Below are 15,277 nucleotides of genomic sequence, written 5' to 3' on the forward strand. Positions count from 1 at the left end.
GCAAACTTGGAATCGGGGAATACTGTGAAGAACTGGTCTGTTCAGCTGCGCATCATCGCAAGCTTTGCTGTTGTGATCACCATCTTGCTGCTCATGGCGGCAGTTGCCTACAACCGCCTGGTAGTCGTGGAAAGAGGCGCGCAGTTGGTGCGTGATAACGCCGTTCCCGGCCTGTATCAGATATCGCGCATACGCAGTTCCTGGGTCGACCACATGCTGCTGACCCGCAAGGAGTTGCTGGTTGCCTCGCAGAACAATGGCGTGGCCGAGCCGCAGTTATTGGATCAGGACGAGGCGCAGTTCAGCAAAACCGAGCAAGCGCTGGAACACGACCTGAGCATCTACAAAACCACGATCACCGAGGCGCATGAGCGCACGCTGATTGCCGAATTCGAGCAGCTGCGCAAACAATATCTGGGCTTGCACGAGCAACTGCTGGCGCTGCACAAACAAGGTCGCAGTGCTGATGCCTTTGCCCTGAGTACCGGCCAGATGCTCGCAGACTGGCAGCAGGGCCGTGAGGTGTTGAACAAGCTGGTTGAAGTTAACCGCGATGTTGCGATTACCTCGGTGGCGGATATCCACGAGTCCGTGACCGAGCTGGAGCTGAGCATGGTGCTCGCCGTTTTGCTCGCGGTTGCGTTGGCGGCGGTCAGTGGCTTCCTGTTGTTACGGGCGATTACCCAGCCAATCTCGCAGGTGGTCAGTACGCTCAAGATCATGGGTGGCGGTGATTTGTCGGTGCGCATGGATTTGCAGCGTAAAGACGAATTCAACGCCATCGAAGAAGGCTTTAACAACATGAGCGAAGCCCTCAAAGGGCTGGTGACTCAGGCTCAGCGCTCGGCCGTGCAGATGACCACCTCGGTGACCGAAATTGCCGCGACCTCCAAGCAGCAGCAAGCCACGGTGACAGAGACTGCCGCCACGACCACGGAAATCGGTGCGACTTCGCGGGAGATTACCGCGACTTCCCGTGATCTGGTGCGCACCATGAGTGAAGTCTCCAGCACCGCCGAGCACACTTCGGTGCTGGCCGGCTCCGGCCAGTTGGGCCTGACGCGCATGGAAGACACCATGCATCAGGTCATGGGTGCGGCGGACTTGGTAAACGCCAAGCTGGCGATACTCAACGAGAAGGCGGGCAATATCACGCAAGTGGTCACCACCATCGTCAAGTTTGCCGATCAGACCAACTTGCTGTCGCTCAACGCCGCGATTGAGGCGGAAAAGGCCGGTGAGTATGGCCGTGGTTTTGCCGTGGTTGCCACCGAAGTACGACGTTTGGCCGACCAGACCGCCGTTGCCACCTACGATATCGAACAGATGGTGCGCGAGATTCAGTCCGCGGTATCGGCCGGTGTCATGGGTATGGACAAGTTCTCCGAAGAGGTCAGACGAGGAATCTCTGAGGTCGCGCAGGTTGGCGAGCAACTCTCGCAGATTATTCAGCAGGTTCAGGCGCTGGCGCCGCGCGTGCAAATGGTCAACGAAGGCATGCAGGCGCAAGCCACCGGCGCGGATCAAATCAATCAGGCACTGGCCCAGTTGGGCGAGGCCAGCGGCCAGACAGTCGAATCATTGCGTCAGACCAGCTCGGCGATTGATGAGCTAAATCAGGTCGCCAACAGCTTGCGCACCGGCGTTAGCCGTTTCCGGGTATAAACCTGTGAACCGCAGCAGCGCCCGTTCTGCAGCGCAGCAGCGTGATGCGCTGTACCTGCTGTTTCGCATGGGTGACGACCGCTACGCACTGGCCGCGAAGGACATTGTGGCCATTTTGCCGTTGCCGCCGTTCAAGCAGGTCGCCGAGGCGCCGCACTGGGTGGCCGGATTGTTCAGCTATCGTGGGCAAGTGCTACCGGTGCTCGATCTGTCTGCCCGGGCTTTCGCTCGCCCCGCCGAAATGCGTACCAGTACGCGGCTGGTTCTGGTGCACTACCGCCAGCAGCAAGACGCTGATGAGCCATTACTGACGGTGGGGTTGATTCTCGAACGGGTCAGTGAAACCCGGCGTATTAACGATGCTGCGTTCAGTGCCAGCCCGATGGCCGGGCAGCCTGAGTATCTCGGTGCGGTTCAGCCGGCAGTTGATGGTGTGCTGCAAAAGATCACGGTCGAGCAATTGCTCGACGCGGATTTACGCGCGTTTTTGCTGGGCGAGAGCGCAGCTCAGGTGCGCAGCGATGCTTGAGCAATTTCAGCAGTGGCTGCATCAGCGCATTGGCATGGATATCGAATCCGTCGGCCACAGTGCTTTGGAGCGGGCAATCAAACAGCGGCAACGTGCAGCGGGTGCCGTCGATTGCGCGGCATACTGGCAATTGCTGCAAGGCTCCAGCCGCGAGCAGCAGGCTTTGATTGAAGCGATTGTGGTGCCGGAGACCTGGTTTTTCCGTTACCCCGAATCCTTCGCCGTGCTCGGGCGTCTGGCTCAGGAACGGCTCGCTAGTCTCGCTGGCAGTCGCCCGCTGCGCATCATCAGCTTGCCGTGTTCAACCGGCGAGGAACCTTATTCAATTGTGATGGCGTTGCTCGATGCCGGTATCGACAAGGCCCGGTTTAGTGTCGATGCGTTTGATATCAGCGAGCGCGTCGTGCAGCACGCCAAGGCCGGGGTGTACGGACGTAATGCGTTTCGTGGCAATTATCTGACGTTTCAACGGCGCTATTTCAGCGCACGCGGCGATGCCTTTGAGTTGAATGCAGAGGTGCGCGACAAGGTCAATTTCAGTTGCGCGAACCTGTTGGCCGCTCCGGTGCTGGCGAAGCAGCCGCGTTATGACATGGTTTTTTGCCGCAACCTGCTGATTTATTTTGACCGGCCAACTCAGGAGCAGGCGCTCAAGGTGCTCAAGGGTTTGCTGGATGAAAAAGGCTCGCTGTTTACCGGGCCAGCAGAGGCCGGGTTGATGAGCAGCAATGGTTTGCGCGCACTCGGGGTGCCGCTGAGTTTCGTGTTCCAGCGTGACCAGCGCCCGGCGAGGCCCGCGCTGAACTATCGCCCGCCGGTAATTCCAGTCCCGGTTGCCCCGCCGATTTCTCGTCAGCCTGTTGCGCGACCGGCCGTCAGCAAAAGCTCGGTCCTGAACAAGAATGAGCCCGCAAGGCCGCCGAGCCCAGCTGCGAATCAGAGCGATGCTGCGACGCTTGAACTGAACAATATCGAGCAGCTCGCCAACAGCGGTCGCAGTGATGAGGCTCGCGCCGCCTGCGAACGTTTGCTGGCAGAGCGTGGTGGTTCGGCCGGAGTTTTCTATTGGCTGGGCTTGCTCAGCGACGGCGCTGGCCAGGCCGATGCTGCGCAGAGTTATTACCGTAAGGTTTTGTACATCGATCCGCATCACCGTGAGGCGTTGGCCCAGCTGGCACTGTTGCTCGCGGCCAAGGGCGATCTGGCCGGTGCCCGGCGATTGCAGGAGCGCGCCAGTCGTGGAGTGAAGCAAGATGGATGAGGGCGTTGGCGTGGGTGAAATGCCGGTGATTGACGACTGCTGGAAGCGCATTGGCGTATACGGTGACAAGAGTTGCGAGCGCTTGGCCAAACATGTGCATTGCCGCAACTGCGAGGTTTATGCCGAAGCGGCGGTGGTGTTGCTGGATCGCTACGGCGCGCTGCATCAGTACGAAGACGAACCGGCTCAGGCTGACACCGATGACATTGGCGAGACGCGCTCGACCCTGATTTTCCGGCTTGGCGATGAGTGGCTGGGGTTGGCGACCCGCAGTCTGGTCGCGGTCGTTGCGCAAACGCCGATTCATTCGCTGCCGCATCAACGCACGCGCAGCCTGCTGGGCGTGACCAACGTCAATGGCGCGCTGGTCGCCTGTCTGTCGCTCAGCGAATTGCTCGGGCTGGAAGCTGCCAGCAGCGTTTCCAGTGAGCGCCGGGTAGTGCCGCGAATGCTGATTTTACAGGGCGCGGACGGCGTATTGGTCAGCCCGGTGGATGAGGTTGAAGGCATTCATCCCTTGCCGCTCGCGGCCATCGTGCCGGCCAATCGCGCTGCCGGTCAAACGGCAGGCCAATTTGCTCAGGGAGTCACGCAGTGGCGCGAGCGCAGTATTACCCTGCTGGATGAGCAATTGCTCCAGCACGCGATGGTCAGGAGCCTGCAATGACCCCGGATCAGATGAGGGACGCATCCCTGCTGGAGTTGTTCAAGCTCGAGGCTGAAGCGCAAACCCAGCTTTTGGGCGCAGGGCTTTTGGTGCTGGAGCGAGAGCCGCAACATGCCGGGCAACTCGAAGCCTGCATGCGCGCCGCCCACTCACTCAAGGGCGCAGCACGGATTGTCGGGCTCGACCCCGGCGTCAAGATTGCCCACGCCATGGAAGACATTTTCGTCGCCGCGCAGGAAGGGCTGTTAACGCTGGCCTCCGAGCATATTGATGGCTTGCTGCAAGGCGCCGATATGCTCATGCAAATAGCCACGCCAGTCAGCGAGGCGGGTGCCGAGCAGCAAGCACAAGCGGTCAGCGCGCTGGTCGCACGTTTACAGACCCTGTTTGTGCAGGGCTCGCCGGGCTTGGCCATGCCGACGCAGCCACCCGCTACAACAGATTCCGAGCCGCCAAGCCTAGAGCCTGAAAGCGACCGTGATGCGCTGGATTTCACTGCGCACACGCCAGCAGAAGCCAAGGCCGCCGAAAGCCTGCCAGTGTCTGCTCCAGTGCAGTCGACCCTTGCCGAGGCAACCGGCGAGGCGCCTGCGGAGGGCGCCGAAACGGGCCGTGGCCGTGTGCTGCGGGTGTCTTCGGCGCGGCTGGATCATCTGCTGGATATGTCGGGGAAGTCGCTGGTCGAGTTCCAGCAGACTACAGCGCTGAGCCAGTCATTGATGCGCCTCAAACGCACACAGGCGGCCGCCAGTAAAACCCTGGATAACTTGCGCGAAAGCACCCAGCAGAGCGACCTCGATCCTGCCGCGCTGGCGTTGCTGGGCGAGGTGCGCAAGTTGCTCGGTGACAGCCAGCAGATGCTTGCCGAACACATGGAAGCATTCGATGACTTCGCCTGGCAGGGTAGCCGGCGCACCCAGCAACTCTACGACGCCGCGCTGGAATCGCGCATGCGGCCGTTTGCCGACATGCTCAAAGGGCAGGCGCGAATGGTGCGCGATCTGGGCCGCTCGCTGGGTAAGCAAGTGCGCCTGGATATCGAAGGCGAGTCTACGCAGGTCGACCGCGATGTGTTGGAGCGCCTGGAAGCGCCACTGACTCACTTGCTGCGCAATGCCGTGGATCACGGAATCGAAGACCCGCAAATTCGCATCAATCAAAGCAAGCCTGCCGAGGGCCGGTTACTGCTGCGTGCCCGTCATCACGCTGGCATGCTCGCCCTGGAGCTGCACGATGACGGCGCAGGCGTAGACTTGCAGCGGCTGCGCACGGCGATTGTGGCGCGCAAGCTGGCGCCGCAGGATGCCGTGGAGCGCATGAGCGAAGATGAGCTGCTGGCCTTCCTGTTCCTGCCCGGTTTCAGCATGCGCGAGAGCGTTACCGAGGTGTCGGGGCGTGGCGTCGGGCTGGATGTGGTGATGCATGAGGTGCGTCAGTTGCGCGGCGGGGTGCGCATGCAGCAGCTGGCCGGGGGCGGCAGTCGGTTCTTCATTGAAGTGCCGTTAACCCTTTCGGTGGTGCGCAGCCTGGTGGTTGAAATCGGCGGCGAAGCCTATGCCATTGCGCTGGCGCATATCGAGCGGATGATTCGCTTACAGCCCGAGGACATTGTGCAGCTCGAAGGGCGTCAGCACTTCTGGTATGAAAACCGCCATGTCAGCCTGGTGTCGGCCAGTCAGCTGTTGCAGAAGACTGATAAACGCGGCGAGCAAACGGATATTGCCGTGGTGATTCTCAGCGACCGCGAACAGGTTTACGGCTTGGCGGTGGAGCGTTTCATTGGCGAGCGCACGCTGGTGGTGATGCCGCTTGACCGGCGCTTGGGCAAGGTCCGCGATGTGTCTGCCGGTGCCTTGCTGGATGACGGCACGCCGGTGCTGATCCTCGACGTAGAAGACCTGTGCAGCTCAATTGGCAAACTCCTCGGCAGCGGCAGTTTGCAGCGGGTTGACCGCCGCGAACGGCAAGCCGGAGCGGCCGCGCGCAAGCGTGTACTGGTGGTCGATGACTCACTGACTGTACGTGAGCTGGAGCGCAAATTATTGCTCGCGCGCGGCTATGATGTAGCGGTAGCCGTAGACGGTATGGATGGCTGGAATGCGCTGCGCGCCGAGTCGTTTGACCTGCTGATTACCGATATCGACATGCCGCGCATGGACGGCATCGAACTGGTCGGGCTGGTTCGCCGCGACAGTCGCCTGCAGTCTCTGCCGGTCATGGTGGTGTCTTACAAAGACCGCGCCGAAGATCGCCAGCGCGGCCTGGATGCCGGAGCAGACTATTATCTGGCTAAGGCCAGCTTCCATGACGAAGCACTGCTGGATGCTGTGCAGCTACTGATTGGGGATGCGTCGCAATGAAGATAGGGATCGTCAATGACATGCCGCTTGCCGTCGAGGCGCTCCGGCGGGCGCTTGCGCACGAGCCAAGGCATCAGGTGGTGTGGGTCGCGCACGATGGCCGCGAAGCGCTGGAGTGCTGCCTGGAAAATACCCCCGACGTGGTGCTGATGGACCTGCTGATGCCGGTCATGAATGGTGTTGAGGCAACGCGGCTGATCATGGCGCAAGCGCCGTGCGCGATCCTGATTGTCACCGCCGATATTCAGCGCAATATGGGCCTGGTGTTTGAAGCCATGGGCCACGGCGCGCTGGATGTGGTGGATACGCCGAGTCTGGGCGGCCCGCAAGGGCTGGATTCCAGTACGTTGCTGCGCAAGTTGCACAACATAAGCTGGGTGATTGGCCAGCCGGATAAAAAAGCCGCGACCATTCAGGCCAAGCCCCGCGCGACTGAAAACAACAAGCGTCTGGTCGCCATTGGCGCCTCGGCGGGCGGCCCGGCCTCATTGCTGGAAGTATTGAAGCAATTGCCGGTTACGTTTAATGCAGCCATTGTGCTGGTGCAGCATGTCGACGCCGAGTTCGCGGCGGGCATGGCCCATTGGCTGAGCAGTGAGTCGCAAATGCCGGTGCGGCTGGCGTGTGACGGTGAGTCGCCGAAACACGGTGAGGTTCTGCTGGCGGGCACCAATAATCATCTGTGCCTGCAGGCAGGTGGCCGACTGGTTTATGCCGAAGAACCGCTTGGGCAGATATACCGGCCGTCGATTGATGTCTTTTTTGATAGCCTTGCACAGCATTGGCGCGGCGATGCGGTTGGCGTATTGCTTACTGGCATGGGCCGCGATGGCGCGCAAGGGCTGAAACACATGCGTGAGCGCGGGTTTCTCACCCTCGCTCAGGACCAAAAGAGCTGTGCGGTTTACGGCATGCCCAAGGCGGCTGCCGCGATTGGTGCAGCCGATGAGATTTTGCCGTTGGTCGATATCGCCCCGCGGTTGATGCGCGCGTTTGGCTAAACCATCCATCGTCTGTTGCGATGGCATTTAAATGAGTGATTTGAAGGGCGAAGTATGCGATCTGCAGTCTCGGTAAACCAAGCCGTGATGGTGCTGCTGGTGGATGATCAGGCCATGATCGGGGAGGCCGTGCGCCGCGCGTTGGTCAGCGAGCCCGGTATCGATTTTCATTTCTGCTCAGACCCGCATGAGGCGGTGGCCGTTGCGCTGCAGATACAACCGACGGTGATTCTGCAGGATCTGGTGATGCCCGGCGTCGATGGCTTGAGCCTGCTGCCGGCCTATCGCGCGGAGCCCAATCTGCGCGACGTGCCGATTATTGTGCTGTCGACCAAGGAAGACCCGCAGATCAAGTGTGCCGCGTTCAGCGCCGGCGCCAATGATTATCTGGTGAAGCTGCCGGATGTAATCGAGTTGGTCGCGCGCATTCGTTATCACTCGCGCTCCTTTCTCGCGCTGCAGCAGCGCGACGAGGCGTTTCGGGCATTGCGCGAAAGCCAGCAGCAGTTGCTCGAAGCCAATTTGGTGCTGCAACGCATGATGAAGTCGGACGGCCTGACCGGTCTGGCCAATCGCCGTCACTTCGACGAATACCTGGACATTGAATGGAAGCGCGCCATGCGCGAGAGCAGCCAGTTGTCGCTGGTGATGATCGATGTCGACTATTTCAAGAAATATAACGACCAGTTCGGCCATGTTGCCGGCGACGAAGTGCTGCGCATGCTCGGCAAGGCGATGGACGCGGCCTGTAGCCGGGCCAGTGATTTGGCCGCGCGTTATGGCGGCGAAGAGTTCGTCATGGTGCTGCCCGGCACTTCGAGCGGCGGTGCGCGGTTGCAGGCCGAGAAGCTGCGCCGTGCGGTTGAGGAGCTGAATATTGCCCACAACATGCCCGCAGAAGGTTCGCACGTAACCATCAGTATTGGCGTCGCAACCATGGTGCCGCAGCAAGGGCAAGACCCGGTTGGGCTGGTCGAGAAGGCCGATCAGGGGCTTTATCAAGCCAAGGCGGGCGGTCGCAATCAGGTTGGCATCGCCGATTAAGGCTTGTGCATTCACGGGCTGTCGGTGAGTTGACAGAGCAGGTATAATGTTCGGCTTTTCGAACGTTTTACCTGCGAGTGCTGCCAGCCATGGAAATCAACCCGATCCTTAATAGCATCAAGGACCTGTCCGAGCGCACCCAGACTATTCGGGGGTATCTTTGACTACGATCAAAAGCATGATCGTCTAGTTGAAGTTAACCGAGAGCTCGAAGACCCGAACGTCTGGAATGATCCCGAATACGCCCAGAATCTGGGGCGTGAACGCGCCTCTCTGGCCCTGATTGTCGAAACCCTGGATGACCTCAACGGCAGCCTGGCAGATTCCCGTGATCTGCTAGAAATGGCCGCCGAAGAGGACGATCAGTCGGCTGTCGACGATGTGGCCGCTGAAGTCGAGCGCCTGCGCGGCATTCTTGAACAGCTCGAATTCCGCCGCATGTTCAGCGGCGAGATGGACGCCAACAACGCCTACCTGGATATTCAGGCAGGTTCCGGCGGTACCGAAGCCCAGGACTGGGCCAACATGCTCCTGCGCATGTACTTGCGCTGGGCAGACAAACGCGGCTTCGACGCGACCATCATGGAGCTGTCGGCCGGTGAAGTTGCCGGTATCAAAGGCGCTACCGTGCACATCAAGGGCGAGTACGCGTTTGGTTGGCTGCGCACCGAAATCGGTGTTCACCGTCTGGTTCGCAAGAGTCCGTTCGACTCGGGCAACCGTCGCCACACCTCGTTCACTGCGGTGTTTGTCTCGCCAGAAATCGATGACAACATCGAGATCGAGATCAACCCGGCAGACCTGCGCATCGACACCTATCGCTCCTCGGGCGCCGGTGGTCAGCACGTAAACACCACCGACTCGGCCGTGCGTATTACCCACGTCCCGACCAATACCGTGGTGAGCTGCCAGAACGAACGCTCGCAGCATGCGAACAAAGACACCGCGATGAAAATGTTGCGGGCCAAGCTGTACGAGCAGGAAGTGCAGAAACGCAACGCAGCCTCTCAAGTGCTGGAAGACTCCAAGTCCGACATCGGCTGGGGCCACCAGATTCGCTCTTACGTGCTCGACCAGTCGCGGATCAAGGATTTGCGCACCAACATCGAGAACAGTAACTGCGATGCGGTGCTTGATGGCGACCTCGATGAGTTCATCGAAGCCAGTCTGAAACAGGGCTTGTAAGGCGACATAAGCGAAGTTGGCTGGTTATCCCGGCTAACTTCGCTGTTTGGCGCTGAATTCCGGCGCTGAATAACCACGCAATGTAGGTTGGGCTAAGCTGTGCTAGGTCCAACGAGCGGCGCTGCATTTGCGTAGGAGACCGGCCGGCTGGCCGGATGTTGAGCATCGCTGCGCTCAGCAAGAACCTACGAATACAGGAATAGACGAAAACCATGAGCGACCAACACATCGACACGAATGAACTGCAACAGGAAGAGAACAAGCTGATTGCCCAGCGCAAGGAAAAACTTGCCGCCGCGCGTCAGCAGGGTAATGCCTTCCCGAACGATTTCCGCCGTGACAGCTACTGCGCGGACTTGCAGAAACAGTACGTCGATAAGACCAAGGAAGAGCTGGCCGAAGCCGCTATTCCGGTCAAGGTTGCCGGTCGCATCATGCTTAACCGTGGCGCCTTCATGGTGCTGCAAGACATGACCGGGCGCATTCAGGTTTACGTCAACCGTAAAACCCTGCCGGAAGAAACCCTGGCAGCGGTTAAAACCTGGGATCTGGGTGACATCATTGCCGCTGAAGGCACGCTGGCACGCTCCGGCAAGGGCGATCTTTACGTTGAAATGAGCAACGTGCGCCTGCTGACCAAGTCGCTGCGCCCGCTGCCAGACAAGCACCACGGCCTGACCGACACCGAACAGCGCTATCGTCAGCGTTACGTCGACCTGATCGTTAACGAAGAAGTGCGTCAGGATTTCCGCGTGCGTTCTCAGGTGATCGCGCACATTCGCAAGTTCCTCGCCGAACGTGACTTCCTCGAAGTTGAAACGCCCATGCTGCAAACCATCCCGGGCGGCGCGGCGGCGACCCCGTTCGAGACTTTCCATAACGCGCTGGACATGCCGATGTACCTGCGCATTGCGCCTGAGCTTTATCTCAAGCGCCTGGTTGTTGGCGGCTTCGAGCGCGTGTTCGAGATCAACCGCAACTTCCGTAACGAAGGCGTCTCGACGCGTCACAACCCGGAATTCACCATGCTTGAGTTCTATCAGGCTTACGCCGACTACGAAGACAACATGGACCTCACCGAAGAGCTGTTCCGTGAGTTGGCGCAGTTGGTGCTGGGCACCACCGATGTGCCGTATCAGGGCAAGGTTTTCCACTTTGGCGAGCCGTTTGCGCGGATGTCGGTATTCGACTCGATCCTCAAGTACACCGACGTCACTGCCGAGCAGTTGCAGGACATCGACGTGGCCCGTGAAATCGCCAAGAAGGCCGGTGCCAAGGTGCTCGGTTTTGAAGGGCTGGGCAAATTGCAGGTGATGATTTTCGAAGAGCTGGTCGAGCACAAGCTGGAGCAACCGCACTTCATCACTCAGTACCCGTTCGAAGTGTCGCCGCTGGCGCGCCGTAACGATCAGGACCCAAGCGTCACTGACCGTTTCGAGCTGTTCATTGGTGGCCGCGAAATCGCCAACGCCTATTCCGAGCTTAACGATGCAGAAGATCAGGCTGAGCGTTTCATGGCGCAGGTCGCGGATAAAGATGCAGGCGACGACGAAGCCATGCATTACGATGCCGATTTCGTCCGTGCGCTCGAATATGGCATGCCGCCAACTGCGGGCGAGGGCATTGGTATCGACCGTCTGGTGATGCTGTTGACTGACGCGCCGTCGATCCGTGACGTGATTCTGTTCCCGCACATGCGCCCGGAAAGCTAAGCAGCCTCAGGCAGTCTTCTGCCTGACTCGCTTATTCGAGTTAGCAATAAAAGCTAAGAATAAAAAAACCGCCAGCGCTGGCGGTTTTTTGTTTTTAGCGGTTACAGTTGGCTTGCCCGATAAAAACAACAATATGTACTGATGCCTCATTTTAAGGAGATCTGCTGTGATCCCTACACTCAACACGCCCAAAGCCAAAACGGTTGCCGATACGCTGCAGTACCAGGGTCGCAAGGCCAGCCGTGCTGGCAGTGAATTACGCCGCCAGGCGATTCTCGATGCGACCATGCGCCTTATAGTCCGTGAAGGCGTGCGTGCGGTGCGCCATCGGGCAGTTGCTGCCGAAGCGCAAGTGCCGCTATCGGCCACCACCTATTATTTCGATGATATCGACGACCTGATCAGCGACACCTTTACTCAGTTTGTCGAGCAAAGCGCGGCCAACCTTGAAGCCTATTGGTCGCAGACTGAAAACCGGCTTTTTGCCAGCTTGAAAGCCCGTGGTGAGTGCCCGAATGAGCGTCAGGTGCTAGCTGACGAGTTGGCGCAGATCGCCCTCGACTATGTGGTGATGCAACTGACCACACGGCGCGATCAGCTGATTGCCGGGCAGGCTTTCTATCACGCCGCGTTGTTCAATCCCGGCCTGCATGAGCTATGGCGCGCGCACCGTAAAATGGTGCTGTTTGGCGTGAGCAAATTCTTTGAGGCTTTGGGCTCGGATCAGCCCTTTGAAGACTCAAGGTTGCTGATGCCGGTCATTCTGCAAATGGAATATCAGGGCCTGATCGACGGCGTCGAAGTCCTAGACAAGTCAGCAATGCTGGCCATTCTCAAGCGCCACATGTATCTGGTTTTGAAGCTGGCCTGAACCGTTTAATCCGCGCCCGTGGATTTTTTTGCTGGTTTTTGTGCGGGTAACCGCTCTTCGCGACCGTTTATCGGCTATTTTGTAACTGCATGCTTTGATAGTGGCGGTTGCTATCCAGTGCAACTGTCCAATGTCAGGGTAATCAGCTGCACCGTGCGTATTGCTTTGCCAACTCGTTTTCAGAAGGAGAGCTGAATGAAGGCCTGGCGTGTGATGGTCGCGTTATCATTCATATTGTTGAGTGGCTGCCTGGTAACGTTCAAAGATCCGATTCCGGCCAACGAGGCTGCCCCGATCCCGCTGCTGGGCGACTGGGCGCGCAAGGATGAATGGGGTGAGATGCAGTATCTCGAAATCAGCCGCGCCGGCTCCAATACCTACAAGGCGCGAACCTACGAGAACAGCCCGGACAACCTGGAGAGCATGCAGGAATTTGGTTTTACCGTGGCCCATCACGGTAAGCGCTGGTATCTGTCCACCGGTTTGCCGAAGCGTCTGGGAGCAAACTTTGCGATTGGTGGCTTCGAGCTGACCAATGATAACGAGCTGGTATTGTATGCTCTGGATGTCGAGCGCATGCTGCAAGAGCTTGACGATGGCCTGTGGCAAGGTGAACGGGTCGACATGCCAATCGGCGAAGGGGTGTTGATAACCTCGCCAATGGAAAAAGTATTCGCCTACCTGAACGACCCGGCCAACTCTGATGTGTTTGTCGAGGTCGGCCGTTATCAGCGTACCAGCGAGTGATTGTGTGGGTGTGAGGTCGTGAGAGAGCAATGAACAGTCATGTAGGTTTGGACGATTACCAATTAGTCGTCCGCGCACTGTCCGACCGGATTGTAGAGGCGCAAACCCCGATCCGCGTGCTGGATGCGGTGAAGTGGGACGAAAACGTACGCAACGAGTTCCTCAAACACAAAGGCAAGGCGCTGCCGCAGGTTGATCGTGATTACTACGTCAATCGCCCGCTGGCGTTTGATACCGCCGCGAAGAAACTCGAATTTCAGAACATCGAACGCGATGTCACCCGCCAACTGGGGCAATTCAACCCGGTTGGCCAGATCATGCGCCGCATGTGCCGTGAATACCGCATGGTTATTCGCATGCTCGAAGCGCGCGGCACCGAAGACTTCGGTCTTATCTCGCAGGAACTCTACGGCGCGGCCTCGGATGCCTTCCATGCCGGTGATCCGACTCTGGCCGATCTCGGCGTAATGTTCTCGGGCTTTCTGAATAACATCGACAAACGCGGTGACCTCAAGGACGAGGCGAAAGATCTGGACGCTAAAACAGCGGTCGATCTGCTCCAGCATCGCCTGAATAAGGTGTTCGGCGAGCACGAAGACACGATTCGCGTGTTCGAGTCCGACGGCATTCTCGCCGACGCAGCCGCAGGCGCCGACTACATCAAGATCCGCACCGATGCCATGTTCAACGAGCGCGATGTGCGTGCGCTTGAGGTCCACGAAGGGCTGGTGCATGTGGCAACGACCCTGAATGGTCAGAACCAGCCGATCTGTACCTTTCTGGCCAAAGGTCCACCTTCATCAACAGTTACGCAGGAAGGCCTGGCGATTCTGATGGAAGTCATCACCTTCGCCTCGTATCCGACTCGTTTGCGCAAACTGACCAACCGCACTCGCGCCATTCACATGGCCGAGGAGGGCGCTGATTTCCTGCAGGTATTCGACTTCTACCGTGAGCAGGGTTTCAGCATGGAAGAGAGCTACAGCAATGCCAACCGGGCATTCCGTGGCTCTACACCGACTGGCCTGCCGTTCACCAAGGACCTTTCGTACCTGAAAGGCTTCATCATGATCTACAACTACATCCAGCTCGCTGTGCGCAAAGGCAAGCTGGAGCAGATTCCGCTGCTGTTTTGCGGCAAGACCACCCTCGAAGATATGCGCACGTTGCGCCAGCTGGTCGATGAAGGACTGGTGGTGCCGCCCAAGTACCTGCCGCCGCAGTTCAGCGACTTGAACTCGCTGTCAGCGTGGATGTGCTTCTCAAACTTCCTCAATCACCTGAGCCTGGAAAGAATCGAGGCCGATTACGCCAATATCCTCTGAGGCGGGCTGCTGCGCTGGCTGCCACTGCGCCGGAGTGCCTGTTTAAAATGCTCATTTACTCATTGTAAACAGCGCTTGTTAACAAGTACGCCGGTTGGCCTGCGCGCGTCGCATCCTTGGCGGGTGATTTATATCAATCGTAACCATTTGAAGTGTGAACTTTGGGGCAGCGCGGGCTTCAATATTTACCCTTGCTTTGGAAGCCTGGAATTTTAATATGGATATTATCAATGTATAGCGGTGAGAAATTTAACAGCATTACCCATTTGGTCGGTGCTGTTTTTGCTTTGGTGGGGCTGGGCGCGCTGATTGCTGTTGGCGTTATGCTGAAAGATTTAAAGCTAACCCTTAGTTATGCAGTTTTTGGTTTTGCTCTGGTTGTTCTGTATGTGTGTTCCACGCTGTATCACAGCTTCTACCTGCCGACACTCAAGCGAATTTTTCGCAAGCTCGATCACGTGGCGATCTACCTGCTGATCGCAGGGACCTACACGCCGTTCATGCTGGTTTCGCTGGAGCACAGTCATGGGCTTGAGCTGCTGATCTTTGTCTGGTCGATGGCGGTGGTCGGGATCTGTATTGATGTATTCAAAAAGAATCGGGTCGAGATTCTGCAAATAAGTATTTATTTGATAATGGGCTGGACTTGCGCGCTGGAATTAACCGCCTTGAAGCAGGCGTTGCACGCAGCGGGTTTTTATTGGTTAGTGGCGGGTGGATTGTTTTATACCGTCGGTATTATTTTTTATGTGTTGGATGAAGTTATAAGTCTCCGGCACAGTCATGGTATTTGGCACCTGTTTGTATTGTTAGGCTCGATGTCACACTTCATTTCCATTATTGGTTATGTTCGATAGTATTGCCTGACCCGCACGGTCTGAGACCCGGTCAATCCGGTGCCTGCACACAA

13 protein-coding genes are annotated in these 15,277 nt (G+C 58.2%); all 13 read left to right on the forward strand.

Annotated features, from left to right (window positions below; genetic code table 11):
* Window positions 1-24 precede the first annotated feature (24 nt).
* The 13 genes from FEZ62_RS14530 (at window position 25) to FEZ62_RS14590 (ending at window position 15,224) form a co-directional block, all read left to right on the forward strand.
* Window positions 25-1,665, forward strand: coding sequence for a methyl-accepting chemotaxis protein (locus FEZ62_RS14530; protein ID WP_172928452.1), 1,641 nt, complete (start codon window positions 25-27; stop codon window positions 1,663-1,665).
* Between the two features lie 4 nt (window positions 1,666-1,669).
* Window positions 1,670-2,194 carry a chemotaxis protein CheW gene (locus FEZ62_RS14535; protein ID WP_345940448.1) on the forward strand — a complete coding sequence of 175 codons (525 nt, stop codon included), beginning with the start codon at window positions 1,670-1,672 and terminating at the stop codon, window positions 2,192-2,194.
* Window positions 2,187-3,455, forward strand: a complete 1,269-nt coding sequence (locus FEZ62_RS14540) for a protein-glutamate O-methyltransferase CheR (protein ID WP_172928455.1) — start codon at window positions 2,187-2,189, stop codon at window positions 3,453-3,455. Before FEZ62_RS14535 ends, FEZ62_RS14540 begins: the two co-directional genes overlap by 8 nt.
* Window positions 3,448-4,122, forward strand: coding sequence for a chemotaxis protein CheW (locus tag FEZ62_RS14545; protein ID WP_090508937.1), 675 nt, complete (start codon window positions 3,448-3,450; stop codon window positions 4,120-4,122). Before FEZ62_RS14540 ends, FEZ62_RS14545 begins: the two co-directional genes overlap by 8 nt.
* Window positions 4,119-6,482, forward strand: a complete 2,364-nt coding sequence (locus FEZ62_RS14550) for a hybrid sensor histidine kinase/response regulator (RefSeq protein WP_172928458.1) — start codon at window positions 4,119-4,121, stop codon at window positions 6,480-6,482. The genes FEZ62_RS14545 and FEZ62_RS14550 overlap by 4 nt, the downstream gene beginning before the upstream one ends.
* Window positions 6,479-7,483, forward strand: coding sequence for a chemotaxis response regulator protein-glutamate methylesterase (locus FEZ62_RS14555; RefSeq protein ID WP_172928460.1), 1,005 nt, complete (start codon window positions 6,479-6,481; stop codon window positions 7,481-7,483). Before FEZ62_RS14550 ends, FEZ62_RS14555 begins: the two co-directional genes overlap by 4 nt.
* Before the next feature lie 54 nt (window positions 7,484-7,537).
* A complete protein-coding gene (locus tag FEZ62_RS14560; protein ID WP_242454958.1) occupies window positions 7,538-8,527 on the forward strand; it encodes a PleD family two-component system response regulator in 990 nt (329 codons plus the stop codon).
* 89 nt (window positions 8,528-8,616) lie between these two features.
* Window positions 8,617-9,712 (forward strand): peptide chain release factor 2 gene (gene prfB, locus FEZ62_RS14565; protein WP_139134676.1). Its coding sequence is split into 2 segments (ribosomal slippage): window positions 8,617-8,688 and window positions 8,690-9,712, totalling 1,095 coding nucleotides; the frame shifts between segments, so codons are not numbered across the junction.
* Window positions 9,713-9,924: 212 nt separating this feature from the next.
* Window positions 9,925-11,424 carry a lysine--tRNA ligase gene (gene lysS / locus FEZ62_RS14570; protein WP_090508934.1) on the forward strand — a complete coding sequence of 500 codons (1,500 nt, stop codon included), beginning with the start codon at window positions 9,925-9,927 and terminating at the stop codon, window positions 11,422-11,424.
* 166 nt (window positions 11,425-11,590) lie between these two features.
* On the forward strand, window positions 11,591-12,295 hold the full coding sequence (locus tag FEZ62_RS14575; RefSeq protein WP_345940449.1) for a TetR family transcriptional regulator: 705 nt from the start codon (window positions 11,591-11,593) through the stop codon (window positions 12,293-12,295).
* A gap of 195 nt (window positions 12,296-12,490) precedes the next feature.
* Entirely contained in the window at window positions 12,491-13,042 is a 552-nt protein-coding gene (locus tag FEZ62_RS14580; RefSeq protein WP_172928463.1) for a hypothetical protein, read from the forward strand.
* Between the two features lie 29 nt (window positions 13,043-13,071).
* Window positions 13,072-14,367: a flavohemoglobin expression-modulating QEGLA motif protein gene (locus FEZ62_RS14585; protein ID WP_170827731.1), complete on the forward strand. Its 1,296-nt coding sequence runs from the start codon at window positions 13,072-13,074 to the stop codon at window positions 14,365-14,367.
* 230 nt (window positions 14,368-14,597) lie between these two features.
* A complete protein-coding gene (locus FEZ62_RS14590; protein ID WP_069899524.1) occupies window positions 14,598-15,224 on the forward strand; it encodes a hemolysin III family protein in 627 nt (208 codons plus the stop codon).
* The last annotated feature ends 53 nt before the right edge of the window (window positions 15,225-15,277 follow it).

It is taken from the genome of Pseudomonas sp. MS19 (genome assembly GCF_013277615.1).
In the GTDB taxonomy this organism is placed as follows: Bacteria; Pseudomonadota; Gammaproteobacteria; order Pseudomonadales; family Pseudomonadaceae; genus Aquipseudomonas; species Aquipseudomonas marincola.

Bases quoted from the DNA above. Each gene is read 5' to 3' on its own strand.
- FEZ62_RS14580 (WP_172928463.1), top strand. From the start codon at position 12,491: ATGAAGGCCTGGCGTGTGATGGTCGCGTTATCATTCATATTGTTGAGT.
- FEZ62_RS14590 (WP_069899524.1), top strand. From the start codon at position 14,598: ATGTATAGCGGTGAGAAATTTAACAGCATTACCCATTTGGTCGGTGCT.
- FEZ62_RS14540 (WP_172928455.1), top strand. From the start codon at position 2,187: ATGCTTGAGCAATTTCAGCAGTGGCTGCATCAGCGCATTGGCATGGAT.
- FEZ62_RS14560 (WP_242454958.1), top strand. From the start codon at position 7,538: ATGCGATCTGCAGTCTCGGTAAACCAAGCCGTGATGGTGCTGCTGGTG.
- FEZ62_RS14555 (WP_172928460.1), top strand. From the start codon at position 6,479: ATGAAGATAGGGATCGTCAATGACATGCCGCTTGCCGTCGAGGCGCTC.
- FEZ62_RS14550 (WP_172928458.1), top strand. From the start codon at position 4,119: ATGACCCCGGATCAGATGAGGGACGCATCCCTGCTGGAGTTGTTCAAG.
- lysS (WP_090508934.1), top strand. From the start codon at position 9,925: ATGAGCGACCAACACATCGACACGAATGAACTGCAACAGGAAGAGAAC.
- FEZ62_RS14545 (WP_090508937.1), top strand. From the start codon at position 3,448: ATGGATGAGGGCGTTGGCGTGGGTGAAATGCCGGTGATTGACGACTGC.
- FEZ62_RS14585 (WP_170827731.1), top strand. From the start codon at position 13,072: ATGAACAGTCATGTAGGTTTGGACGATTACCAATTAGTCGTCCGCGCA.